Raw genomic sequence first — 16,540 nt, forward strand, 5'->3', positions numbered from 1 at the left:
CAGTCCGTACTGACGGGAACGCCGCGATCGGGAGTACTCCCCTCCGCACCAAGAACAGTACATGAAGCACCAAGAAACGGTAAAGTCCGCACCAAGCGGCTTCCAAAAGGCCAGTTCAGAGGCGTTGCGGTCGCTTCTGACCCGCCGTCACCCCGGCCCGCGATAACCGGTGCGGCGCGCTTCGGCCACCAGGGAGAGCACCTGCTCGATGACGCGGCTGCCCTGGGGCGCCCTCAGCGGCTCGTACGTCCACGCGTGGCCCACCCACGGGTCGGCGAGGTGGTCGTCGGCCACGGGGGTGATCCGCAGCAGGGACCGCCACAACGGGTCGAGCACCGGGCCGTAGGCGCGCGCGTCCTCCCGGTCGGCCACCATCAGCAGATGGACACCCACCGAGGGCCCCTCGTCGGCCAGATAGCGCAGCTGGGTGACCGCCCTGTCGTCGAAGCCGTGCGGGAAGTCGTTGACGACGAGCAGCTGCTCGCCCGTGTCGAGGTCCGCGGGCAGCGCGTCCGCCGCACCGGCCCTGACCGCCATCTGCACCAGGTCGACGCGCCGGGTGAGGTGGGCGAGGACCGAGGACACCCCCTCCGCCCCCGCCGCCGGCGGTCCGGCGAGAACCCCTGAGCGGACCAGGGGTGAGAGCGGTCCCGCGGCGGAACCCGCCGGGTCGATCACGTGCACGGAGAACTCGTCCGCCGGGTAGACCGCGAGCAGGCGTGCGGCCAGCGCGACCGCGGTCTCCATGGCCAGCACGCGCAGCTGGTCCCCGGACGTCGTGGCGGCGGCCTCCGAGGCCGTACGCCCGCTGTCGATCCAGATCCCGCGCTCCAACGGGAGCCGTACCAGCAGCGGGATGCGCAGGTCGCCGCCCTCGGGCAGCCGGAGGTCGCCGATGCGCAGGGCCATCGGGATCTCCATCGGGACGCGGTGGCCGTGCCAGACGGGGTTTCCCCAGCCCGCGTACGCGGCCGGGAGGGCCGGCTCGACCACGGCGGACTCGGCGGCGAGCTGTGCGAGGTCACGGTCGAGCGCCTCGCGTGCCCGGCCGGTGAGTTCGTCGCGCCTGGCCCGTGCTTCCTCGCGGGCGCGGTCACCGGAGCCGCCGATGCGGCTCCGGGGGTCGGAGAGGGTGCGTTCGAGCTCCTGGTCCATCCGGGACTCGGCGAAGTCCACGGCGCTGCGGTAGGCGGCGACGGCCCGGGCGAGGTCCTCGAACATGCCCCAGACCTGGTTGTAGAGGCGCTCGTCCATGGACCATCCGGTGGCGTCACCGGCGACGGGCTGCGCGGGCTGTCCGGGCGCGGCCGGCGGAGCCGCCGGGGGCGGCGGGGGCGGGGCCGAGGTCTGACGCCGCGGGTGCGCGTAGTCGATGGGACCGCCGGGAGTGTCCGTGGGTGAGGACGCGGGGTCCGCCAGTGGTTCGGGTGCCTGCGCCGGGGCGGGCGGCCTGTCGTCCTCCCCGGACGCCGTGGTGCCCGCGGGATGGCGCACCCGCTCGCCGTCGGGCGTCCGGGGCGGGGGCGTCACGGAGCGGGCGAGGCCGGAGGCCACGGCCTCGTGGATGGAGGCGGCCAGCTCCGCCGCCCCTGCCACCCCCTGGTCGGCGAGCATCTCGGCGAGCCCGGCGGCGTACCCCTGGCCGACGGCGCGGACCTTCCAGACGCCCTGGCGGCGGTAGAGCTCCAGCGCCGACACGGCCGACTCGGTGTCCAGGCCGGTGAGGGTGAACGTGGCTATCTCGGCGCCGTCCAGTCCGGTGACGGCGACGAAGGGAGCGGCGACCGCGCCGAATCTGCTCGGCCGTCCGGGCCCCGTCGGCAGGGCGAGGAGCACCGTGACGCGGTGCACCTCGTCCGGCAGGGCGTCCAGGTCCACGGCCAGCCGGTGGTCGGCGGCCGCCTGCCTGGACACCTCCAGTCCGTGCACCCGGTGCGACGCCGGGTGGGCGATCCACTCGGCGCCGCGGACCGTGCCCCGCTCGTCGCCGAGCGTGGCCCCGGCCACGACCGGTGAGGCCGCCGACACCCTGATCTCCAGACGGGTCTGGGGCAAGGTGTGGTTCTGCCCCCGGACCAGCTCGGCCGTCATCGCCCTGTCCCCTCGACGTTCGTGTGGTGCCCTGCCATGGGCGCAGCCCCCGGCGGCGTGCGCCTCCGGGAGCTGCTCGTACCGCCTGCCGGGGGCCAGGGTCGCCCGTGCCCCGGCCGCGCCTACAGGTGCGGCAGGATCGCCGGCATCAGGTCCTGGAAGGTCCGGCCGTTGGCCGGGTTGCCGAGGGCGGTCATCTGCCATCCGCCGCCCGCGCGGTGCACCTTGGCCATGATCTGCGCCGTGTACTGGCCGCCGCCGTCCAGCGTGTAGCGGGCCAGTTCCTGGCCGTTGGTCTCGTCGACGATGCGGCAGAAGGCGTGGCGCACCTCCTGGAACGTCTGGCCGGTGAACGAGTTCACCGTGAAGACGATCTGGTCGATGTGGACCGGGACCCGCTGCAGGTCGACCAGGATCGCCTCGTCGTCACCGCCCGAGCCCGCGCCGCCGACCAGGTTGTCACCGGTGTGCTTGACCGATCCGTCGTCGCTGACGAGGTGGCGGAAGAACACGACGTCCACGGGCTGCTTGTCCGCGAACAGCACCGCGGAGGCGTCCAGGTCGATCTCCCGGGTGCGCGAGCCGAACAGCCCGCGTCGCGGGGCCGCCTGCCAGCCGAGCCCCATCCGTACCGCGGTCAGGGTCCCCCCGTCGCTCTTCTGCAGGCTGATGGCCTGGCCCTTGGTCATGTTGACCGTCACGCGCTGTCCCCTCTCCGCTTGCCCCGCAACCCTCGGTGTGCGGTTCCCCCGCACCCTACGCAGTCCCCCGACGCGGGAAGGAGTGATGGGCCGTTTTTGTGTCGGTCCTGCAACATCGCGGGCCCCACGGCGTCAGGCCAGCCCCGCCTCCCTCATCTGGCGCAGCTCCTTCTTCAGCTCGCCCACCTCGTCGCGCAGCCGGGCGGCCACCTCGAACTGCAGGTCGGCGGCTGCCGCCCGCATGCGGTCCGTCATCTCCTCGATGATCCCCGCGAGCTCCGCGGCCGGCCGGTCGGTGACCACCGCGCCGTCCTTCTTCGCCTTGCCCCCCGCGGCCGCCTTGCCACCCAGCGAGGGGACAGGGGCCTTGGTCTCCTTGCCCTGCCGGTAGCCGGTGCCGAGCAGCTGCTCGGTGTCGACCTCCTCGCGGGCGATGGACGCGACGATGTCGTTGATCTTCTTGCGGAGCGGCTGCGGATCGACCCCGCGCTCGGTGTTGTAGGCGATCTGCTTCTCACGCCGGCGGTTGGTCTCGTCGATGGCCTGCGCCATCGCCGGGGTGATCTTGTCCGCGTACATGTGGACCTGCCCCGAGACGTTACGGGCCGCGCGTCCGATGGTCTGGATCAGGGAGGTGCCGGAGCGCAGGAACCCCTGCTTGTCCGCGTCGAGGATGGCCACGAGCGAGACCTCCGGGAGGTCGAGGCCCTCGCGCAGGAGGTTGATGCCGACCAGGACGTCGTACTCGCCGGACCGCAGTTCGCGCAGCAGCTCGATGCGGCGCAGCGTGTCGACGTCGCTGTGGAGGTAGCGGACCTGGATGCCCAGTTCGAGGAAGTAGTCCGTGAGGTCCTCGGACATCTTCTTGGTGAGGGTCGTGACCAGGACGCGCTCGTCCTGCTCGGTCCGCTTGCGGATCTCGTGCACCAGGTCGTCGATCTGGCCCTCCGTGGGCTTGACGACGACCTCGGGGTCGACGAGCCCGGTGGGCCTGATGATCTGCTCGACGAAACCGTCGCCCCGGGACAGCTCGTACTTGCCGGGTGTGGCGGAGAGGTAGACCGTCTGGTTGATGCGGCCCAGGAACTCCTCCCATTTCAGCGGGCGGTTGTCCAGGGCGGAGGGCAGCCTGAAGCCGTGGTCGACGAGGGTCCGCTTCCGGGAGGCGTCGCCCTCGTACATCGCGCCGATCTGCGGCACGGTGACGTGCGACTCGTCCAGGACCAGGAGGAAGTCCTCGGGGAAGTAGTCGAGGAGGGTGTTGGGGGCGGTGCCGGGAGCGCGGCCGTCGAAGTGCATCGAGTAGTTCTCGACGCCCGAGCAGGTGCCGATCTGGCGGAGCATCTCGATGTCGTACGTGGTGCGCATGCGCAGGCGCTGGGCCTCCAGCATCTTGCCCTGCTTCTCCAGCTCGGCGAGGCGCTGCTCCAGCTCCCGTTCGATGCCGCCGACCGCCTTCTCCATGCGCTCGGGGCCCGCGACGTAGTGGCTGGCGGGGAAGACGTGGAGGGCGGAGTCCTCGCTGATGACCTCGCCGGTGAGGGGGTGGAGGGTCGAGAGCGCCTCGATCTCGTCGCCGAACATCTCGATGCGGACGGCGAGCTCCTCGTACACCGGGAAGATCTCGATCGTGTCGCCGCGCACCCGGAAGGTGCCGCGGGTGAACGCCAGGTCGTTGCGGGTGTACTGGATCTCGACGAAGCGGCGCAGCAACTGGTCGCGGTCGATCTCCTCGCCGACCTTGAGCTGGACCATCCGGTCCACGTACTCCTGCGGGGTGCCGAGGCCGTAGATGCAGGAGACGGAGGCGACCACCACGACGTCGCGCCGGGTGAGCAGCGAGTTCGTGGCGGAGTGCCGCAGCCGCTCGACCTCCTCGTTGATCGAGGAGTCCTTCTCGATGTAGGTGTCCGACTGCGGGACGTACGCCTCGGGCTGGTAGTAGTCGTAGTACGAGACGAAGTACTCCACGGCGTTGTTCGGGAGGAGCTCGCGGAACTCGTTGGCCAGCTGGGCGGCGAGGGTCTTGTTCGGCGCCATCACCAGGGTGGGGCGCTGCAGCTTCTCGATCATCCAGGCGGTCGTCGCCGACTTGCCCGTGCCGGTCGCGCCGAGCAGGACGACGTCCTTCTCACCTGCGCGGACGCGCCTGTCCAGCTCGGCGATGGCCGCGGGCTGGTCACCGCTGGGCTGGTAGGGACTGACGACCTCGAAAGGCGCCACCGAACGTTCGATCTTCGAGACTGGCCGCATGCAACCACCGTACGACCCCGCACTGACAACGGCGGGGGATCACCGGTTCCGCGGCTGCCGGAAGGCCCTGCGTGAGGCGGTCTCGTACGGCCGCGCGGGGCGGCGCTGGACGGGGATCGAGGTCATCGGACCGCCGGGCCGGTGGGTGTGGCCCGGCGGACGGGCGGCTGCCCGGGGGCCGCCGGAGACCACCAGGGGGTCGATCATCACGACCACCGCGGCGAGCAGCAGGAAGCAGCCCGGTCCGATCATCATCGGCAGGAGCAGCGAGGTGGGGGTCTCCCCGGGCCCCGACGCTGCCGCGCCGGGGTGGAGGTGGACCTGGAGCGCGGCCATACCCGTGTAGTGCATCCCGCTCACCGCGACTCCCATGACGACGCTGGCGCCGAGGCTGGGCAGGAAGCCGTGGATGGAGACCGCCGCCCACAGCGAGGCGGTGGAGGCCACCACGGCGATGACGACGGAGAGGGAGACGGTGAGCGTGTCGTACTCGAACGTCCCGTCGAAGTTCATCCCGGCCATGCCGAGGTAGTGCATGGACGCGACCCCGAGACCGGTGATCGTCCCGCCGGTCACCAGTGCCATGCGGGTGGCGCCCCGGTAACCGACGAGGAAGATGCCGATCCCGACCATCACGACCGCCACGGCCAGACTGGCGAAGGTGAGGGGCCTGTCGTAGCTGACCGGGGCTTCCCGGACGGTGAAGCCCAGCATCGCGATGAAGTGCATCGTCCAGATGCCGGACCCGATGGAGGTCGCGCCGAGGGCGAGCCAGCCGGCTCTGGACGCGCCCCGTGTGCGCAGGGAGCGCGTGGTGCACCGAAGACCGAGCGCGGCGCCGAGGCACGCCATGAGGAACGCCGTGACCGGCGTCACGAGGCCGTAGGTGAATCCGTCAACTGTGCCCTGCATGCTGGTACGCCCTTCGCGGTGTGCCCGGGTTCGGGGGTGACCCTAAAGGGCAAGGTCCGGCAAGCAAACATAAGAACGGCATTTTATCCGCCTCCGAGCCTCCGGGGACGCGCTGTCCGGCGGCTTGTTCACAACATGGCCACCATCGTCCTCCCCGCCGTTGCGGAACGGATGCGACTCTCTCCCTGTCCGCATCCCGACGCGAGGAGTACACGTGTCCGTACGCACAGCAACCGCCTCCGCCGCCGTCGCCGCCCTGATCGGCGGCTGCGTCCTGCTTCCCGCCACCCAGGCGCAGGCCTCCGGTTCCCATGACGCCCCGGCCGTGTACGCCCACCGGGGCGCTTCCGCCTACGCCCCGGAGAACACGCTGGCGGCTGTGGACGCGGCCCGGGACCTGGGCATCGCCTGGGTGGAGAACGACGTGCAGCTCACCAGGGACGGTGTGGCGGTCGTCGTGCACGACACCACTCTGAGCAGGACCACCGACGCCGAGGAGGTCTTCCCCGGCCGCGCGCCGTGGGCGGTCAGGGACTTCACCGCGGCGGAGATCGCGGAGCTGGACGCGGGCAGCTGGTTCGGTGCCCGCTTCGCGGGGGCCCGGGTCCCGACACTCGCGCAGTACCTGCGCCGCGTCGAGCGCAACCGCCAGAAGCTGCTCCTGGAGATCAAGAGCCCGGAGGCGTACCCCGGGATCGAGAGGGAGACCCTGCGCGTACTGCGCGAGGAGGGCTGGCTCGACCGTGAGCACGTCGGGCACAGGCTGGTCGTCCAGAGCTTCGGTGCAGAGAGTGTGAAAAATGTTCATGTTCAGCGTCCGGACGTCGTCACGGGGTTCCTGGGCACCCCGGCGGTCGCCGATCTGCCGGCGTACGCGGCGTTCACCGACCAGATCAACCCGTCGTACACCACCATCGACTCCGGTTACGTCGCCGCGGTGCAGAGGCTGAAGGGCGCCCACGGCAAGCCGCTCCGCGTGAACACCTGGACGGTGAACGACGCGGCGACGGCGGCCGAGGTGGCCGGGTTCGGCGTGGACGGCATCATCAGCGACGCCCCCGACACGGTGCGGGACGCCGTCCGCTAGGGATCTCCGCGCGGCCTCCGGCACCGCGACGGGCGGCGTTGTCGGAGGCCGGTCGTACGGTGGGCGGTATGGAGAGCAGCGAGCAGGTCGTGGAGTGGTCCGTGGTGCCGAGCGGCATCGGCCCCCTCCTGCTCGCCGCGACCCGCGCGGGTCTGGTGACCGTGGTCCTCCACGCGCGTCCCGCGGTCCGGGACGGAGCACTCGGGGAACTGCGGGCACGGCTGGGCGCGGAGCCGGTGGAGGCGCCGGCCTCCGCGCTGCTGGCCGAGCCGGTGCGCCAGTTCGCGGCGTACTTCGCCGGAGCGCTGCGGGAGTTCTCGCTCGGTCTGGACTGGTCGCTGAGCTCCGGCTTCCAGCGCGAGGTGCTCCGCGAGCTGGAGGCGGGCGTGCCCTACGGCAAGGTCGTGGGCTACGGGGACCTGGCGCGCAGGGTCGGTCAGCCGGGCGCCGCCCAGGCGGTGGGGGCGGCCATGGGGTCCAACCCGCTGCCGGTGGTGGTCCCGTGCCACCGGGTGGTGGAGAGCGGCGGAGGGCTCGGCGGGTTCGGCGGCGGGCTGGAGACGAAGCGGCAGCTCCTGGCGCTCGAGGGGATACTCCCCCAGCCGCTGTTCTGAGCACCGGCTCCCCGGCAGCGTGCGGGCGGACCACGCGAGCCCCGCCGCCCCGCACCGCACTGTGCCGATCCGGTGCCGTACAGCCGTACGAGCTGGCACACTGCGGCGGTGAAACCAGCATCCCCCGCACCCCGGATCACCCCGGCCGAACTGCCGGCCCTGCGGCGGCGGACATCCGCCGTGCTCGTCGCCAGCCAGATACTCGGCGGCCTGGGCGTGGCCGTCGGTATCGCCCTCGCCCCGGTCCTGGCGGCCGAGGTCGGTGGGTCCGAAGCCGTGTCCGGACTCGCTCCGACCGCCTCCGTGGCGGGCACGGCGCTGCTGTCGCTCCCGCTGGCCGCCCTGATGACCTCGCGCGGCAGGCGCGCCGGACTCGTCCTGGCCTACCTGATCGGTGCCCTCGGCGCCTTCCTGGTGGTGACCGCCTCCGTGGTGGGCAGTTTCCCCCTGCTGCTGCTCGGTATGGCCGGATTCGGTGCGGGCTCGTCGGCCAATCTCCAGGCGCGGTTCGCGGCGGCCGATCTCGCGGAGCCGGAGCGGCGTGGACGGGCGATCTCCACCGTCATCTGGGCCACCACGATCGGTTCGGTGCTCGGCCCGAACATCGCCGCCCCCGCGAGCCGTGTGTTCCGGGGGACCGTCGTCCCCGAGACCGCGGGGCCGTTCGCCTGGGCCGTCGTCATCTTTCTGCTCACCGGGGCCGTGGTCGCCGTGCTGCTGCGCCCCGACCCGCTGCTGACGGCTCGTGCGCTGGCCTCCGAGGAGCCGACGGCCGCCGCGAGCCGCTCGTTGAGGGCGGGGATCGCGGTGGTGCGGGCGACCCCGATGGCCCGGCTGGCGCTCGTGACGGTCGCCGTGTCCCACACCGTGATGGTCTCCATCATGGTCATGACCCCGGTCCACCTGGGACACCACGGAGCGGACATCCAGCTGATCGGCCTGGTCATCAGCGGGCACATCGCGGGCATGTACGCGTTGTCCCCCGTCATGGGCTGGCTCTCGGACCGCGTCGGCCGGCTCCCCGTCATCGGGCTGGCCGCCGGACTGCTGTGCTGCGCGGCCGTGCTGGCCGGTACGTCGGGCGGCGGCCACGCGCGGACGGCCGCGGGCCTGTTCGTCCTGGGCCTCGGCTGGTCGGCGGGCCTGGTCGCCGGATCGGCGCTGCTCACCGACTCCGTGCCGCAGGCAGCGCGCGCCGCCGTCCAGGGGCTCTCCGACCTCACGATGAACACCGCCGCCGGTGTCGGCGGCGCCGTCGCCGGGGTGGTCGTCTCCCGGCTGGGCTACGGCTGGCTCAACGCCGTCGCCGCCTGCCTCCTGCTGCCGATGGCCGCGCTCGCGCTGCGCAGGGCGGTGGCCCGCCCGGCCCCGGACCCCGCGAAGGCCTGACCGCGCCCACCCGGATGCCGGCTGGACGCCACGGCGGTCGCTGGTGCGCGGCGCCCGTGCCGCGAGGGGACGGGGCACGTCTGACGGCGCTCGTCGATGGTGCGGACACGCCGTGCTCGACGGGCCCGCCGGTGAGGACCGGACGGCGCTTCGCACGGGCTTCCCGTCCCCCTGGCCTGTCGCACGGGGCCGGGAAACGGTCATGCCCCCCGGAGGCCACCGGCGGGCGGACGCGCGGAGGCGCTCAGTCGCGGTCCTGACGGCCGAGTCCCGTCCACGCGGGGTGGTGCGGGTCGTCGGCCCGTACGACCACGTCCGCGCGTCCGGCCGGAGCGACCTCGTCCTCGTACCGCGCGAAGGCGGGCAGCGTCCACCGTTCGCTCTCCTCCGTGCGCCGTCGCAGCGCGCCCGGCGAGAGCCTCAGGTGGATGCCGAGCTCGAAGGGGAACCAGTGCCCGAGAAGCAGCGGCCCGTGCAGGATCAGTGCTCCGCCCTCGGGGAGCACCTGGTACGGGCTGCGGGTCGCCCGGTCTGTCGCCGGGTTCCACAGATCGGGCAGGACCCGCCCGCTGCCGCCCGGCTCCAGCGGGCGGAACACCTCGCGCCACAGCGCCCCGGTGTCGAACCAGCTGTCGGCGTACGAGTCCGGGTCCTCCTTGCCGTACTCGTAGCGCAGGCTGGCCGGACGCAGGAAGCCGCCGGTGGAGACGGTGAGCACCGGGCGCCCCCGGGCCCGCAGTGCCTCGGCGAGGTGCCGGGCGGCGTCCTCGGGCCGGGCGGCGGGAGCCCCGTCGACGCCGATCCTCAGCCAGGAGCCGCCGTCGGCCGGTTCCAGTCCGTCGGCGTGGGTGGCGAGGGCGCGGGCCAGCCGTTCCCAGGTCACGGGTTCATAGTGCACGCGTCCATCATGGCCCTCCCGCACCACTCCCCGTACGGGAGGGCGCCGGCACCCGGCGACCGGCTCTCCCGGCGCGCTGGGGCGGAAGTGGGGCGGGTGGGCCCCGGTCAGGTGCACGGGAGCCGGCCACGCCTCCGCCGGACCCCGTCGGCCACGCACCGGCAGCCACCGACCGGCACGCCGGCTCGTGGGCCGGGCGGCCGGAAGCCGTCAGGGCGCGGCGCGCCGGCCGCCGCGGAGTTCACCGGCGAGGGGACCCTCGCCGAGCACCTCCGCCCGGCCTTCCCCGACCGCCTCCGCGAGGGTGCACTCACCGCGTCCGAGCTCCAGGACGACGTCCGCACCCAGTACGAGGACGGCGTCCGGGCGGTCGGCGGGGCCGAATCCGTAGGCCGCCCCCTTCTCCGCGTCCGGGCCGGTACGGAGGTGGAACTCGCCCTCTGCCAGCCGGACTTCGACGACTCCGCCCTGGGACAGGCCGTCGAGCGCCCGCAGCAGCGGCAGCGCGAACCAGTGGGCCCTGACCGCGTCGGTGGGACGGCGCTCACCGAGCGCGGGCGCGCCCCACCGGGCGAGCGCGGTCAGGACCGGGAGCAGTCCCCGGCCGTGCTCGGTCAGTTCGTAGACCGCTGCGGCCGCGGGGGGCGGCAGGCGGCGGCGCACGGCCAGACCGCCCTGTTCCATGTCCTTCAGCCGGGAGGCCAGCACGTCCGTGCTGACTCCGGGCAGGTCGGCGTGCAGATCCGTGTAACGGCGCGGACCGGCCAGCAGTTCGCGGACGATCAGCAGGGTCCACCGGTCGCCGACGGAGTCGAGGGCACGGGCGGTGGCGCAGAACTGGTCGTAGCTGCGGCGACGGGCGGGGCGTGCGGGCTGCTGCTGACGTGGCATGCGACGCAGTCTAGACATGTTGTTGGACTTTCCAAGCCCGAGCTTGGTAAAACCAAGTATCGCACTTCGGGGTCGGGGAGGCACCGCATGGAGTTCCGGCAGTCCAGCAAGCTCAACGAGGTCTGTTACGAGATCCGGGGGCCCGTCATCGAGCAGGCCAACGCCCTGGAGGAGGCGGGTCACAGCGTGCTCCGCCTCAACACGGGCAACCCGGCGCTCTTCGGCTTCGAGGCACCGGAGGAGATCGTCCAGGACATGATCCGGATGCTCCCCCAGGCACACGGCTACACCGACTCGCGCGGCATCCTGTCCGCCCGCCGCGCCGTCGCCCAGCGCTATCAGGCGATCGGGCTGACCGACGTCGACGTGGACGACGTCTACCTCGGCAACGGTGTCTCCGAGCTGATCTCCATGGCGGTGCAGGGGCTCCTGGAGAACGGCGACGAGGTACTGATCCCGAGCCCCGACTATCCGCTGTGGACCGCCGTCACCACGCTCGCGGGCGGGAGGGCGGTGCATTACGCCTGCGACGAGGGGGCCGACTGGAATCCGGACCTCGCCGACATGGCTTCGAGGATCACCGACCGCACCCGGGCGATGGTGATCATCAACCCGAACAACCCGACGGGTGCGGTCTACTCCCGTGAGGTCCTCGACGGCATGCTCGACCTGGCCCGCAGGCACGGGCTGATGGTCTTCGCGGACGAGATCTACGACCAGATCCTCTACGACGACGCCGAGCACCACAGCGTGGCGGTGCTCGCGCCGGATCTGCTCTGTCTCACCTTCAGCGGCCTGTCCAAGACGTACCGGGTCGCGGGTTTCCGCTCGGGCTGGATGGTGGTGTCGGGCCCCCGGCAGCACGCCCGCAGCTACCTGGAGGGCCTCACCATGCTCGCCTCCATGCGGTTGTGCCCCAACGCCCCCGCGCAGTACGCGATCCAGGCCGCGCTCGGCGGCCGCCAGTCGATCCGCGAACTCACCGCCCCGGGCGGCAGGCTCCACGTGCAACGCGACCGGGCCTGGGAGCGGCTGAACGAGATCCCCGGGGTGTCGTGCGTGAAGCCCAGGGGCGCCCTGTACGCCTTCCCGCGCATCGATCCCAAGGTCCACCCCATCGTCGACGACGAGCGTTTCGTCCTGGATCTGCTGCTGCGCGAGAAGATCCAGGTGGTGCAGGGAACCGGCTTCAACTGGCCGCGCCCCGACCACTTCCGCATCCTCACCCTGCCGCACGCCGACGACCTGGACGCGGCGATCAGCCGCATCGGCCGCTTCCTGAACGGGTACCGGCAGTGATCTGCCGGGCCTGCGGCACCCCTGCCCGCGTCGGGCCGGCCGGGCGGACGCCCCGGGGCCCGGCCGCCCGGCCGGACGAGCGCACCCGAGTCGGCTGGTGACGCCCGGACACGCTGCCGACCGGACGCGGGCGCGTCAGCCGCGCAGGGCGGTGAGGGCGGCGACCGGGTCGGGGTCCGGCGTGGCGCGGGGCCACCAGTCGTCCTCCCCCGGGTCGGATTCGTAGCCGTACCAGCGGTTGTCGTGCCCGAAGCGGAGCTGGAGCGTGCCCCCGGCGTTGGTCAGCTGGTTGCGCCAGGGCTGGAAACGCGGGAAGTCGGCGGCGGCGAGAGCGGGCCTCGCCCGGTCGAACGGGCCGGCGGGCGGATCCCACGGGGTCTCCAGAACCTCCAGTCCCTCCGCTCCGCCCTGCCGCCACGCGGCGACGGCCCGGGCCAGGTCCGTCGTGCTGCGTCCGGTCGCGAAGGCCAGCTCGCGGTAGAGCGCCCGGGTCGTGGCGGTGAGCCCGGCGGTGGGGCGCGACGCCGCGATGCGTACGGCGTCCTGCCAGGTGCTCAGCCCTGCGAGCGGGTCGTTTCCGGTGGTGAGGAGCGCGTGGGCGCGGGCCGCCGCGTCCGTGGCGAGGTGGTCGAGGCCGAGCGGGTCACGGGCACCGGGCAGCTCCGGGTAGGACGGGGGCTCGCCGGGGTACGGCGGCACCGGCAGTGGGGCGGGCAGCGGCGGCAGGAAACGGTCGGCCAGCGCGTCGCCCGCCGCGATCGAGGGCACGGCGGGGGCCTCGGGGCGCTCACGCGCGGAGTGTTCGGCGTTGCGGCGGCCCAGCTCTTCGAGGAGCTCCCGCTCCCCCCTGCCGCGCATCAGCAGGAGGACGAACGGATCGCTGTCCAGGAGCCGGGCCGTCTGGAAGCAGAGTGCCGCTACGTGCTTGCAGGGCCAGCCCCGGTCCGGGCACGAGCAGTCGGGGTCCAGATCACCGGCGGCGGGCAGCAGACGGATGCCGGCCTCGCCCGCCGTGTCGACGAGGGAGTGCGGCATCTCCTTGTCGAGGAGCGCGGACAGATGCCCCGGCCGGGCCGCGACGGCGTCCAGGAACGTCTCCCAGTCGGACGCCGGCAGCGTACGCAGGCGCAGTTCCGCCCGGTAGGGACGCGGGCGGCTGCCGTGGACGTAGGCGATGACACGGCCGGGGGTGACGGTGATCGCGGCGACGTGGCCTCCGTCGGCATACGTACGGCCGCGGTCCAGGCGCCCCTCGTCCATCGACAGGGATTCCAGGGCGTCCACCCAGGCACGGCCCCACCAGCTGTCCGCGAAGGGGCCGCCGGCGTCGGACGTACGGGCGGGCACCGCTTCGAAGGTACGCCGCAGATCATCGGGGCCGGGGCGTACCGCGGGGCTCCCACCGGGTCTCATGGCGTCCTCCGGAGCGACACGAGGTCGGCCAGGTCCCGGTCGCTGAGCTCGGTCAGCGCGGCCTCGCCGGTACCGAGCACCGCGTCGGCGAGTGCCCGCTTGGACTCCAGCAGTTCGCTGATCCGGTCCTCGACGGTGCCTTCGGCGATGAGCCGGTGCACCTGCACGGGCTGCGTCTGGCCGATGCGGTACGCACGGTCGGTGGCCTGTTCCTCGACCGCCGGGTTCCACCACCGGTCGTAGTGGATGACGTGGGCGGCCCGGGTGAGATTGAGTCCGGTGCCCGCCGCCTTGAGGGAGAGCAGGAAGACGGGGACCTCGCCGGACTGGAAGCCGTCCACCATGCGCTCCCGCTCGGGCACGGGCGTACCGCCGTGCAGCAGCTGGGAGGGAATCGCGCGGGAGGCGAGGTGGGCGGAGAGGAGGCGGGCCATCGACACGTACTGGGTGAAGATCAGGACGGAGCCGTCCTCGGACAGGATGGTGTCGAGGAGCTCGTCGAGCAGGGCGAGCTTGCCGGAGCGTCCCGCGAGCCGGGTCGGCTCCTCCTTCAGATACTGCGCCGGGTGGTTGCAGATCTGCTTGAGGGAGCCCAGCAGCTTCATGATCAGCCCGCGCCGCGCGATGCCCTCCGACTGCTCGATGAACGCCATGGTCTCGCGGACGGCCGCCTCGTAGAGCGTGGCCTGTTCGCGGGTGAGGAAGACCGGGTGGTCGGTCTCGGTCTTCGGCGGGAGCTCGGGCGCGATGCCGGGGTCGGACTTCTTGCGGCGCAGCAGGAAGGGGCGGACCAGCCGGGAGAGCCGTTCCACCGCCTCCTCGTTGCCCAGGCCGGCCGCGGTGCCGGTGTTCTCGACGATCCTGGCGTGCCGGGAACGGAACGCCTTGAGAGGGCCGAGCAGGCCGGGGGTGGTCCAGTCGAGGAGCGCCCACAGCTCGGAGAGGTTGTTCTCGACGGGGGTGCCGGTCAGGGCGACGCGGGCGGGGGCGGGGATGGTCCGCAGCGCCTTGGCCGTGGAGGAGTGCGGATTCTTCACGTGCTGTGCCTCGTCGGCGACGACCAGCCCCCAGGTGTGCCCGGCGAGCTGCTCCGCGCTGGAGCGCATCGTGCCGTAGGTCGTGAGGACGAAGCCGCCGTCCTGGCCGCCGAGGTCGCGGTCGGTGCCGTGGAAGCGGCGCACGGGGACACCGGGTGCGAAGCGGTTGATCTCGCGGTGCCAGTTGCCCAGGAGGGAGGCGGGACAGACGACCAGGGTGGGGGCGGCACGGTCGCGGTGCAGATGGAGCGCGATGACGGTGATGGTCTTGCCCAGGCCCATGTCGTCGGCGAGGCAGCCACCGAGACCGAGCGAGGTCATGCGGTCGAGCCAGGCCAGGCCGCGGAGCTGGTAGTCGCGAAGGGTGGCTTCGAGGCCGGGGGGCGCCGGAAGGGTGGCGTCCTCGTCGAGGATGCGGGAGCGGAGCGCGGCGAGGGCTCCGGCCGGCACGGCGTCGACCTGTTCACCGTCGACCTCCGCGCTGCCGGTGAGCGCGATGGCGAGCGCGTCCACCGGATCCAGCAGACCGAGCTCCCGTTTGCGTGCCTTGCGCACGAGCGAGGGGTCCACGACGACCCATCGGTCGCGCAGGCGCACCACCGGCCGGTGCGCCTCGGCGAGGGTGTCCATCTCCGCCTCGCTGAGCCGGTCGCCCCCCAGGGAGAGCTGCCAGTTGAAGGCGAAGAGCTGCTCGGCGTCGAAGAACGAGGTGCCGTCGGTGGCCGAACCCGGTGCCGGCCGGACGACTGCCGCCGCGGTGAGCGAGCGGGCGAGTTCCCTGGGCCAGTGGAGCGCCACCCCCGCCGAGGCGAGCCGCGCCCCGGCCGCGCCGATCAGCTCGTAGAGCTCGTCCTCGGTGACGGCGAGCACGTCGGGGACGGGCTGGTCGAGGAGCCGCTCCAGCGGCGGCCAGACGCGGGCGGCGCGGCGCAGTGCGAGCACGGCGTCGATCCGGGCCCTCGGCCCGAAGGGCTCGCCCGCCCCGCCGCTCCACAGCGTGGCCGCGTCGGTGACGTACGTCGGATCGGCCAGGCTGTGCACCTGGGTGACGGCTGCGGCGGCGTGGCGCGCGGCGGCCGGGGCGGGCCGCGCGTCCTCGCCCGGGGAGTCCACCCGGGGCCCGCCCTCGTCCGCCGCCTGCCCGGCCGCTCCCGAGTCCGCCGCTCCCCCGGCGTCGTCGGAGGAGTCGAAGAGGTCGAAGGCGGAGAGGTCGAGCCGGAGTGAGACGCGCACGCCCGCGTCGAATCCGGCGGCCACCTCCACGGCCCACGCCCGGGCGTGCGGGAGGTGCTGTGCCTCGCGGGCGGCGAACGGCGCTCCCATGGCGTGTGCCGCGGCGGGCGTCCGGGGCAGGGTGTCGGCGACGGCGTCCATGAAGGCGCCGAGCAGCGCGCGGGGTTCGGGGACGCGCAGGGGGGTGCCCTCCAGCGGGACGGCGTGTCCCTCGGGCGGCATCGAGGCGGCGACCGCCCTGAGGTGGGCCACGTCCTCCGCGTCACGCGGACCGGCCCGCCACGCGTCCTCGTCGCCGGCCGTCAGTCCGGGCAGGAGCCTGCCGCGCGCCACCAGGGTGAGGGCGTGCAGGGCGGCCGCTCCCCACGCACGGGTCGCGGGGTGGGCCACGGCACGGTGCCGGGCGCGCGCGAGCAGGGGCACCGCGTCCGCGACGGGGAGCTCCACGGCGGGTACGGTGCGGGCGCGGACACCGTCCGTGCCGTGCCGTCCCACGACCGTGAGCTCGGTGAGGGTGAGGTCCGGCCCGACGGCGCGGAGCACCGCGTCGAAGCCTGCCGGGGTGAGCGTTTCCTCCGGGTCCCAGAAGGCGATCCGGCCGTCCCGTGGCAGCGCCGCGGGCAGGAAGACCGCGGCACAGCGCAGCAGCCGGTCGACGGTGACGTCCTGCGTCTGCCGCGTCATGTCCACCGCCCCTCCCGCCTCGCACGTCCCGGTCCTCC

12 protein-coding genes are annotated in these 16,540 nt (G+C 73.0%); 4 read left to right on the top strand and 8 right to left on the bottom strand.

The features are described from left to right. Nucleotides 1–147: 147 nt before the first annotated feature. The 4 genes from ACHFIV_RS22635 to ACHFIV_RS22650 all read right to left on the bottom strand — a co-directional run bounded on the left by ACHFIV_RS22635 (nucleotide 148) and on the right by ACHFIV_RS22650 (nucleotide 5,957). A complete protein-coding gene (locus ACHFIV_RS22635; protein ID WP_398971985.1) occupies nucleotides 148–2,091 on the bottom strand; it encodes a TerD family protein in 1,944 nt (647 codons plus the stop codon). Between the two features lie 122 nt (nucleotides 2,092–2,213). Next, nucleotides 2,214–2,792 (bottom strand): TerD family protein, encoded by a 579-nt coding sequence (locus ACHFIV_RS22640; protein WP_098011860.1) that lies wholly within the window; start codon nucleotides 2,790–2,792, stop codon nucleotides 2,214–2,216. Between the two features lie 132 nt (nucleotides 2,793–2,924). Next, nucleotides 2,925–5,045 carry an excinuclease ABC subunit UvrB gene (gene uvrB / locus ACHFIV_RS22645; RefSeq protein WP_398971988.1) on the bottom strand — a complete coding sequence of 707 codons (2,121 nt, stop codon included), beginning with the start codon at nucleotides 5,043–5,045 and terminating at the stop codon, nucleotides 2,925–2,927. Between the two features lie 39 nt (nucleotides 5,046–5,084). Then, nucleotides 5,085–5,957, bottom strand: a complete 873-nt coding sequence (locus tag ACHFIV_RS22650) for an MHYT domain-containing protein (protein ID WP_398971990.1) — start codon at nucleotides 5,955–5,957, stop codon at nucleotides 5,085–5,087. Nucleotides 5,958–6,171: 214 nt separating this feature from the next. Between ACHFIV_RS22650 and ACHFIV_RS22655 the strand changes: the two genes are divergently transcribed. The 3 genes from ACHFIV_RS22655 to ACHFIV_RS22665 all read left to right on the top strand — a co-directional run bounded on the left by ACHFIV_RS22655 (nucleotide 6,172) and on the right by ACHFIV_RS22665 (nucleotide 9,047). After that, nucleotides 6,172–7,044 (top strand): glycerophosphodiester phosphodiesterase, encoded by an 873-nt coding sequence (locus ACHFIV_RS22655; protein ID WP_398971993.1) that lies wholly within the window; start codon nucleotides 6,172–6,174, stop codon nucleotides 7,042–7,044. Nucleotides 7,045–7,112: 68 nt separating this feature from the next. Continuing rightward, on the top strand, nucleotides 7,113–7,658 hold the full coding sequence (locus ACHFIV_RS22660; RefSeq protein ID WP_398971996.1) for a methylated-DNA--[protein]-cysteine S-methyltransferase: 546 nt from the start codon (nucleotides 7,113–7,115) through the stop codon (nucleotides 7,656–7,658). 108 nt (nucleotides 7,659–7,766) lie between these two features. Next, nucleotides 7,767–9,047 (top strand): MFS transporter, encoded by a 1,281-nt coding sequence (locus ACHFIV_RS22665; protein WP_398971998.1) that lies wholly within the window; start codon nucleotides 7,767–7,769, stop codon nucleotides 9,045–9,047. 244 nt (nucleotides 9,048–9,291) lie between these two features. Here ACHFIV_RS22665 and ACHFIV_RS22670 read toward each other — a convergent pair whose 3' ends face one another. Beyond that, nucleotides 9,292–9,945, bottom strand: coding sequence for a uridine kinase (locus tag ACHFIV_RS22670; protein WP_398972000.1), 654 nt, complete (start codon nucleotides 9,943–9,945; stop codon nucleotides 9,292–9,294). Nucleotides 9,946–10,155: 210 nt separating this feature from the next. Further along, nucleotides 10,156–10,854, bottom strand: a complete 699-nt coding sequence (locus ACHFIV_RS22675) for a winged helix-turn-helix transcriptional regulator (protein ID WP_398972003.1) — start codon at nucleotides 10,852–10,854, stop codon at nucleotides 10,156–10,158. Between the two features lie 69 nt (nucleotides 10,855–10,923). Between ACHFIV_RS22675 and ACHFIV_RS22680 the strand changes: the two genes are divergently transcribed. After that, nucleotides 10,924–12,135, top strand: coding sequence for a pyridoxal phosphate-dependent aminotransferase (locus ACHFIV_RS22680; protein ID WP_398972006.1), 1,212 nt, complete (start codon nucleotides 10,924–10,926; stop codon nucleotides 12,133–12,135). 135 nt (nucleotides 12,136–12,270) lie between these two features. Here ACHFIV_RS22680 and ACHFIV_RS22685 read toward each other — a convergent pair whose 3' ends face one another. Both ACHFIV_RS22685 and ACHFIV_RS22690 read right to left on the bottom strand, forming a co-directional pair. Then, the gene (locus ACHFIV_RS22685; RefSeq protein WP_398972008.1) at nucleotides 12,271–13,548 is read right to left on the bottom strand and encodes an SWIM zinc finger family protein; all 1,278 of its coding nucleotides are present in this window, start codon (nucleotides 13,546–13,548) and stop codon (nucleotides 12,271–12,273) included. After that, entirely contained in the window at nucleotides 13,545–16,502 is a 2,958-nt protein-coding gene (locus ACHFIV_RS22690; protein ID WP_398972010.1) for a DEAD/DEAH box helicase, read from the bottom strand. Before ACHFIV_RS22690 ends, ACHFIV_RS22685 begins: the two co-directional genes overlap by 4 nt. Between the last annotated feature and the right edge of the window lie 38 nt (nucleotides 16,503–16,540).

The organism is Streptomyces sp. ALB3 (genome assembly GCF_044385685.1).
Classification (GTDB): Bacteria; Actinomycetota; Actinomycetes; order Streptomycetales; family Streptomycetaceae; genus Streptomyces.

What these genes read in the sequence shown, in the direction of transcription:
- ACHFIV_RS22635 (WP_398971985.1), bottom strand. Translation starts at nt 2,091, where the DNA reads ATGACGGCCGAGCTGGTCCGGGGGCAGAACCACACCTTGCCCCAGACC.
- uvrB (WP_398971988.1), bottom strand. Translation starts at nt 5,045, where the DNA reads ATGCGGCCAGTCTCGAAGATCGAACGTTCGGTGGCGCCTTTCGAGGTC.
- ACHFIV_RS22650 (WP_398971990.1), bottom strand. Translation starts at nt 5,957, where the DNA reads ATGCAGGGCACAGTTGACGGATTCACCTACGGCCTCGTGACGCCGGTC.
- ACHFIV_RS22660 (WP_398971996.1), top strand. Translation starts at nt 7,113, where the DNA reads ATGGAGAGCAGCGAGCAGGTCGTGGAGTGGTCCGTGGTGCCGAGCGGC.
- ACHFIV_RS22675 (WP_398972003.1), bottom strand. Translation starts at nt 10,854, where the DNA reads ATGTCTAGACTGCGTCGCATGCCACGTCAGCAGCAGCCCGCACGCCCC.
- ACHFIV_RS22680 (WP_398972006.1), top strand. Translation starts at nt 10,924, where the DNA reads ATGGAGTTCCGGCAGTCCAGCAAGCTCAACGAGGTCTGTTACGAGATC.
- ACHFIV_RS22685 (WP_398972008.1), bottom strand. Translation starts at nt 13,548, where the DNA reads ATGAGACCCGGTGGGAGCCCCGCGGTACGCCCCGGCCCCGATGATCTG.
- ACHFIV_RS22690 (WP_398972010.1), bottom strand. Translation starts at nt 16,502, where the DNA reads ATGACGCGGCAGACGCAGGACGTCACCGTCGACCGGCTGCTGCGCTGT.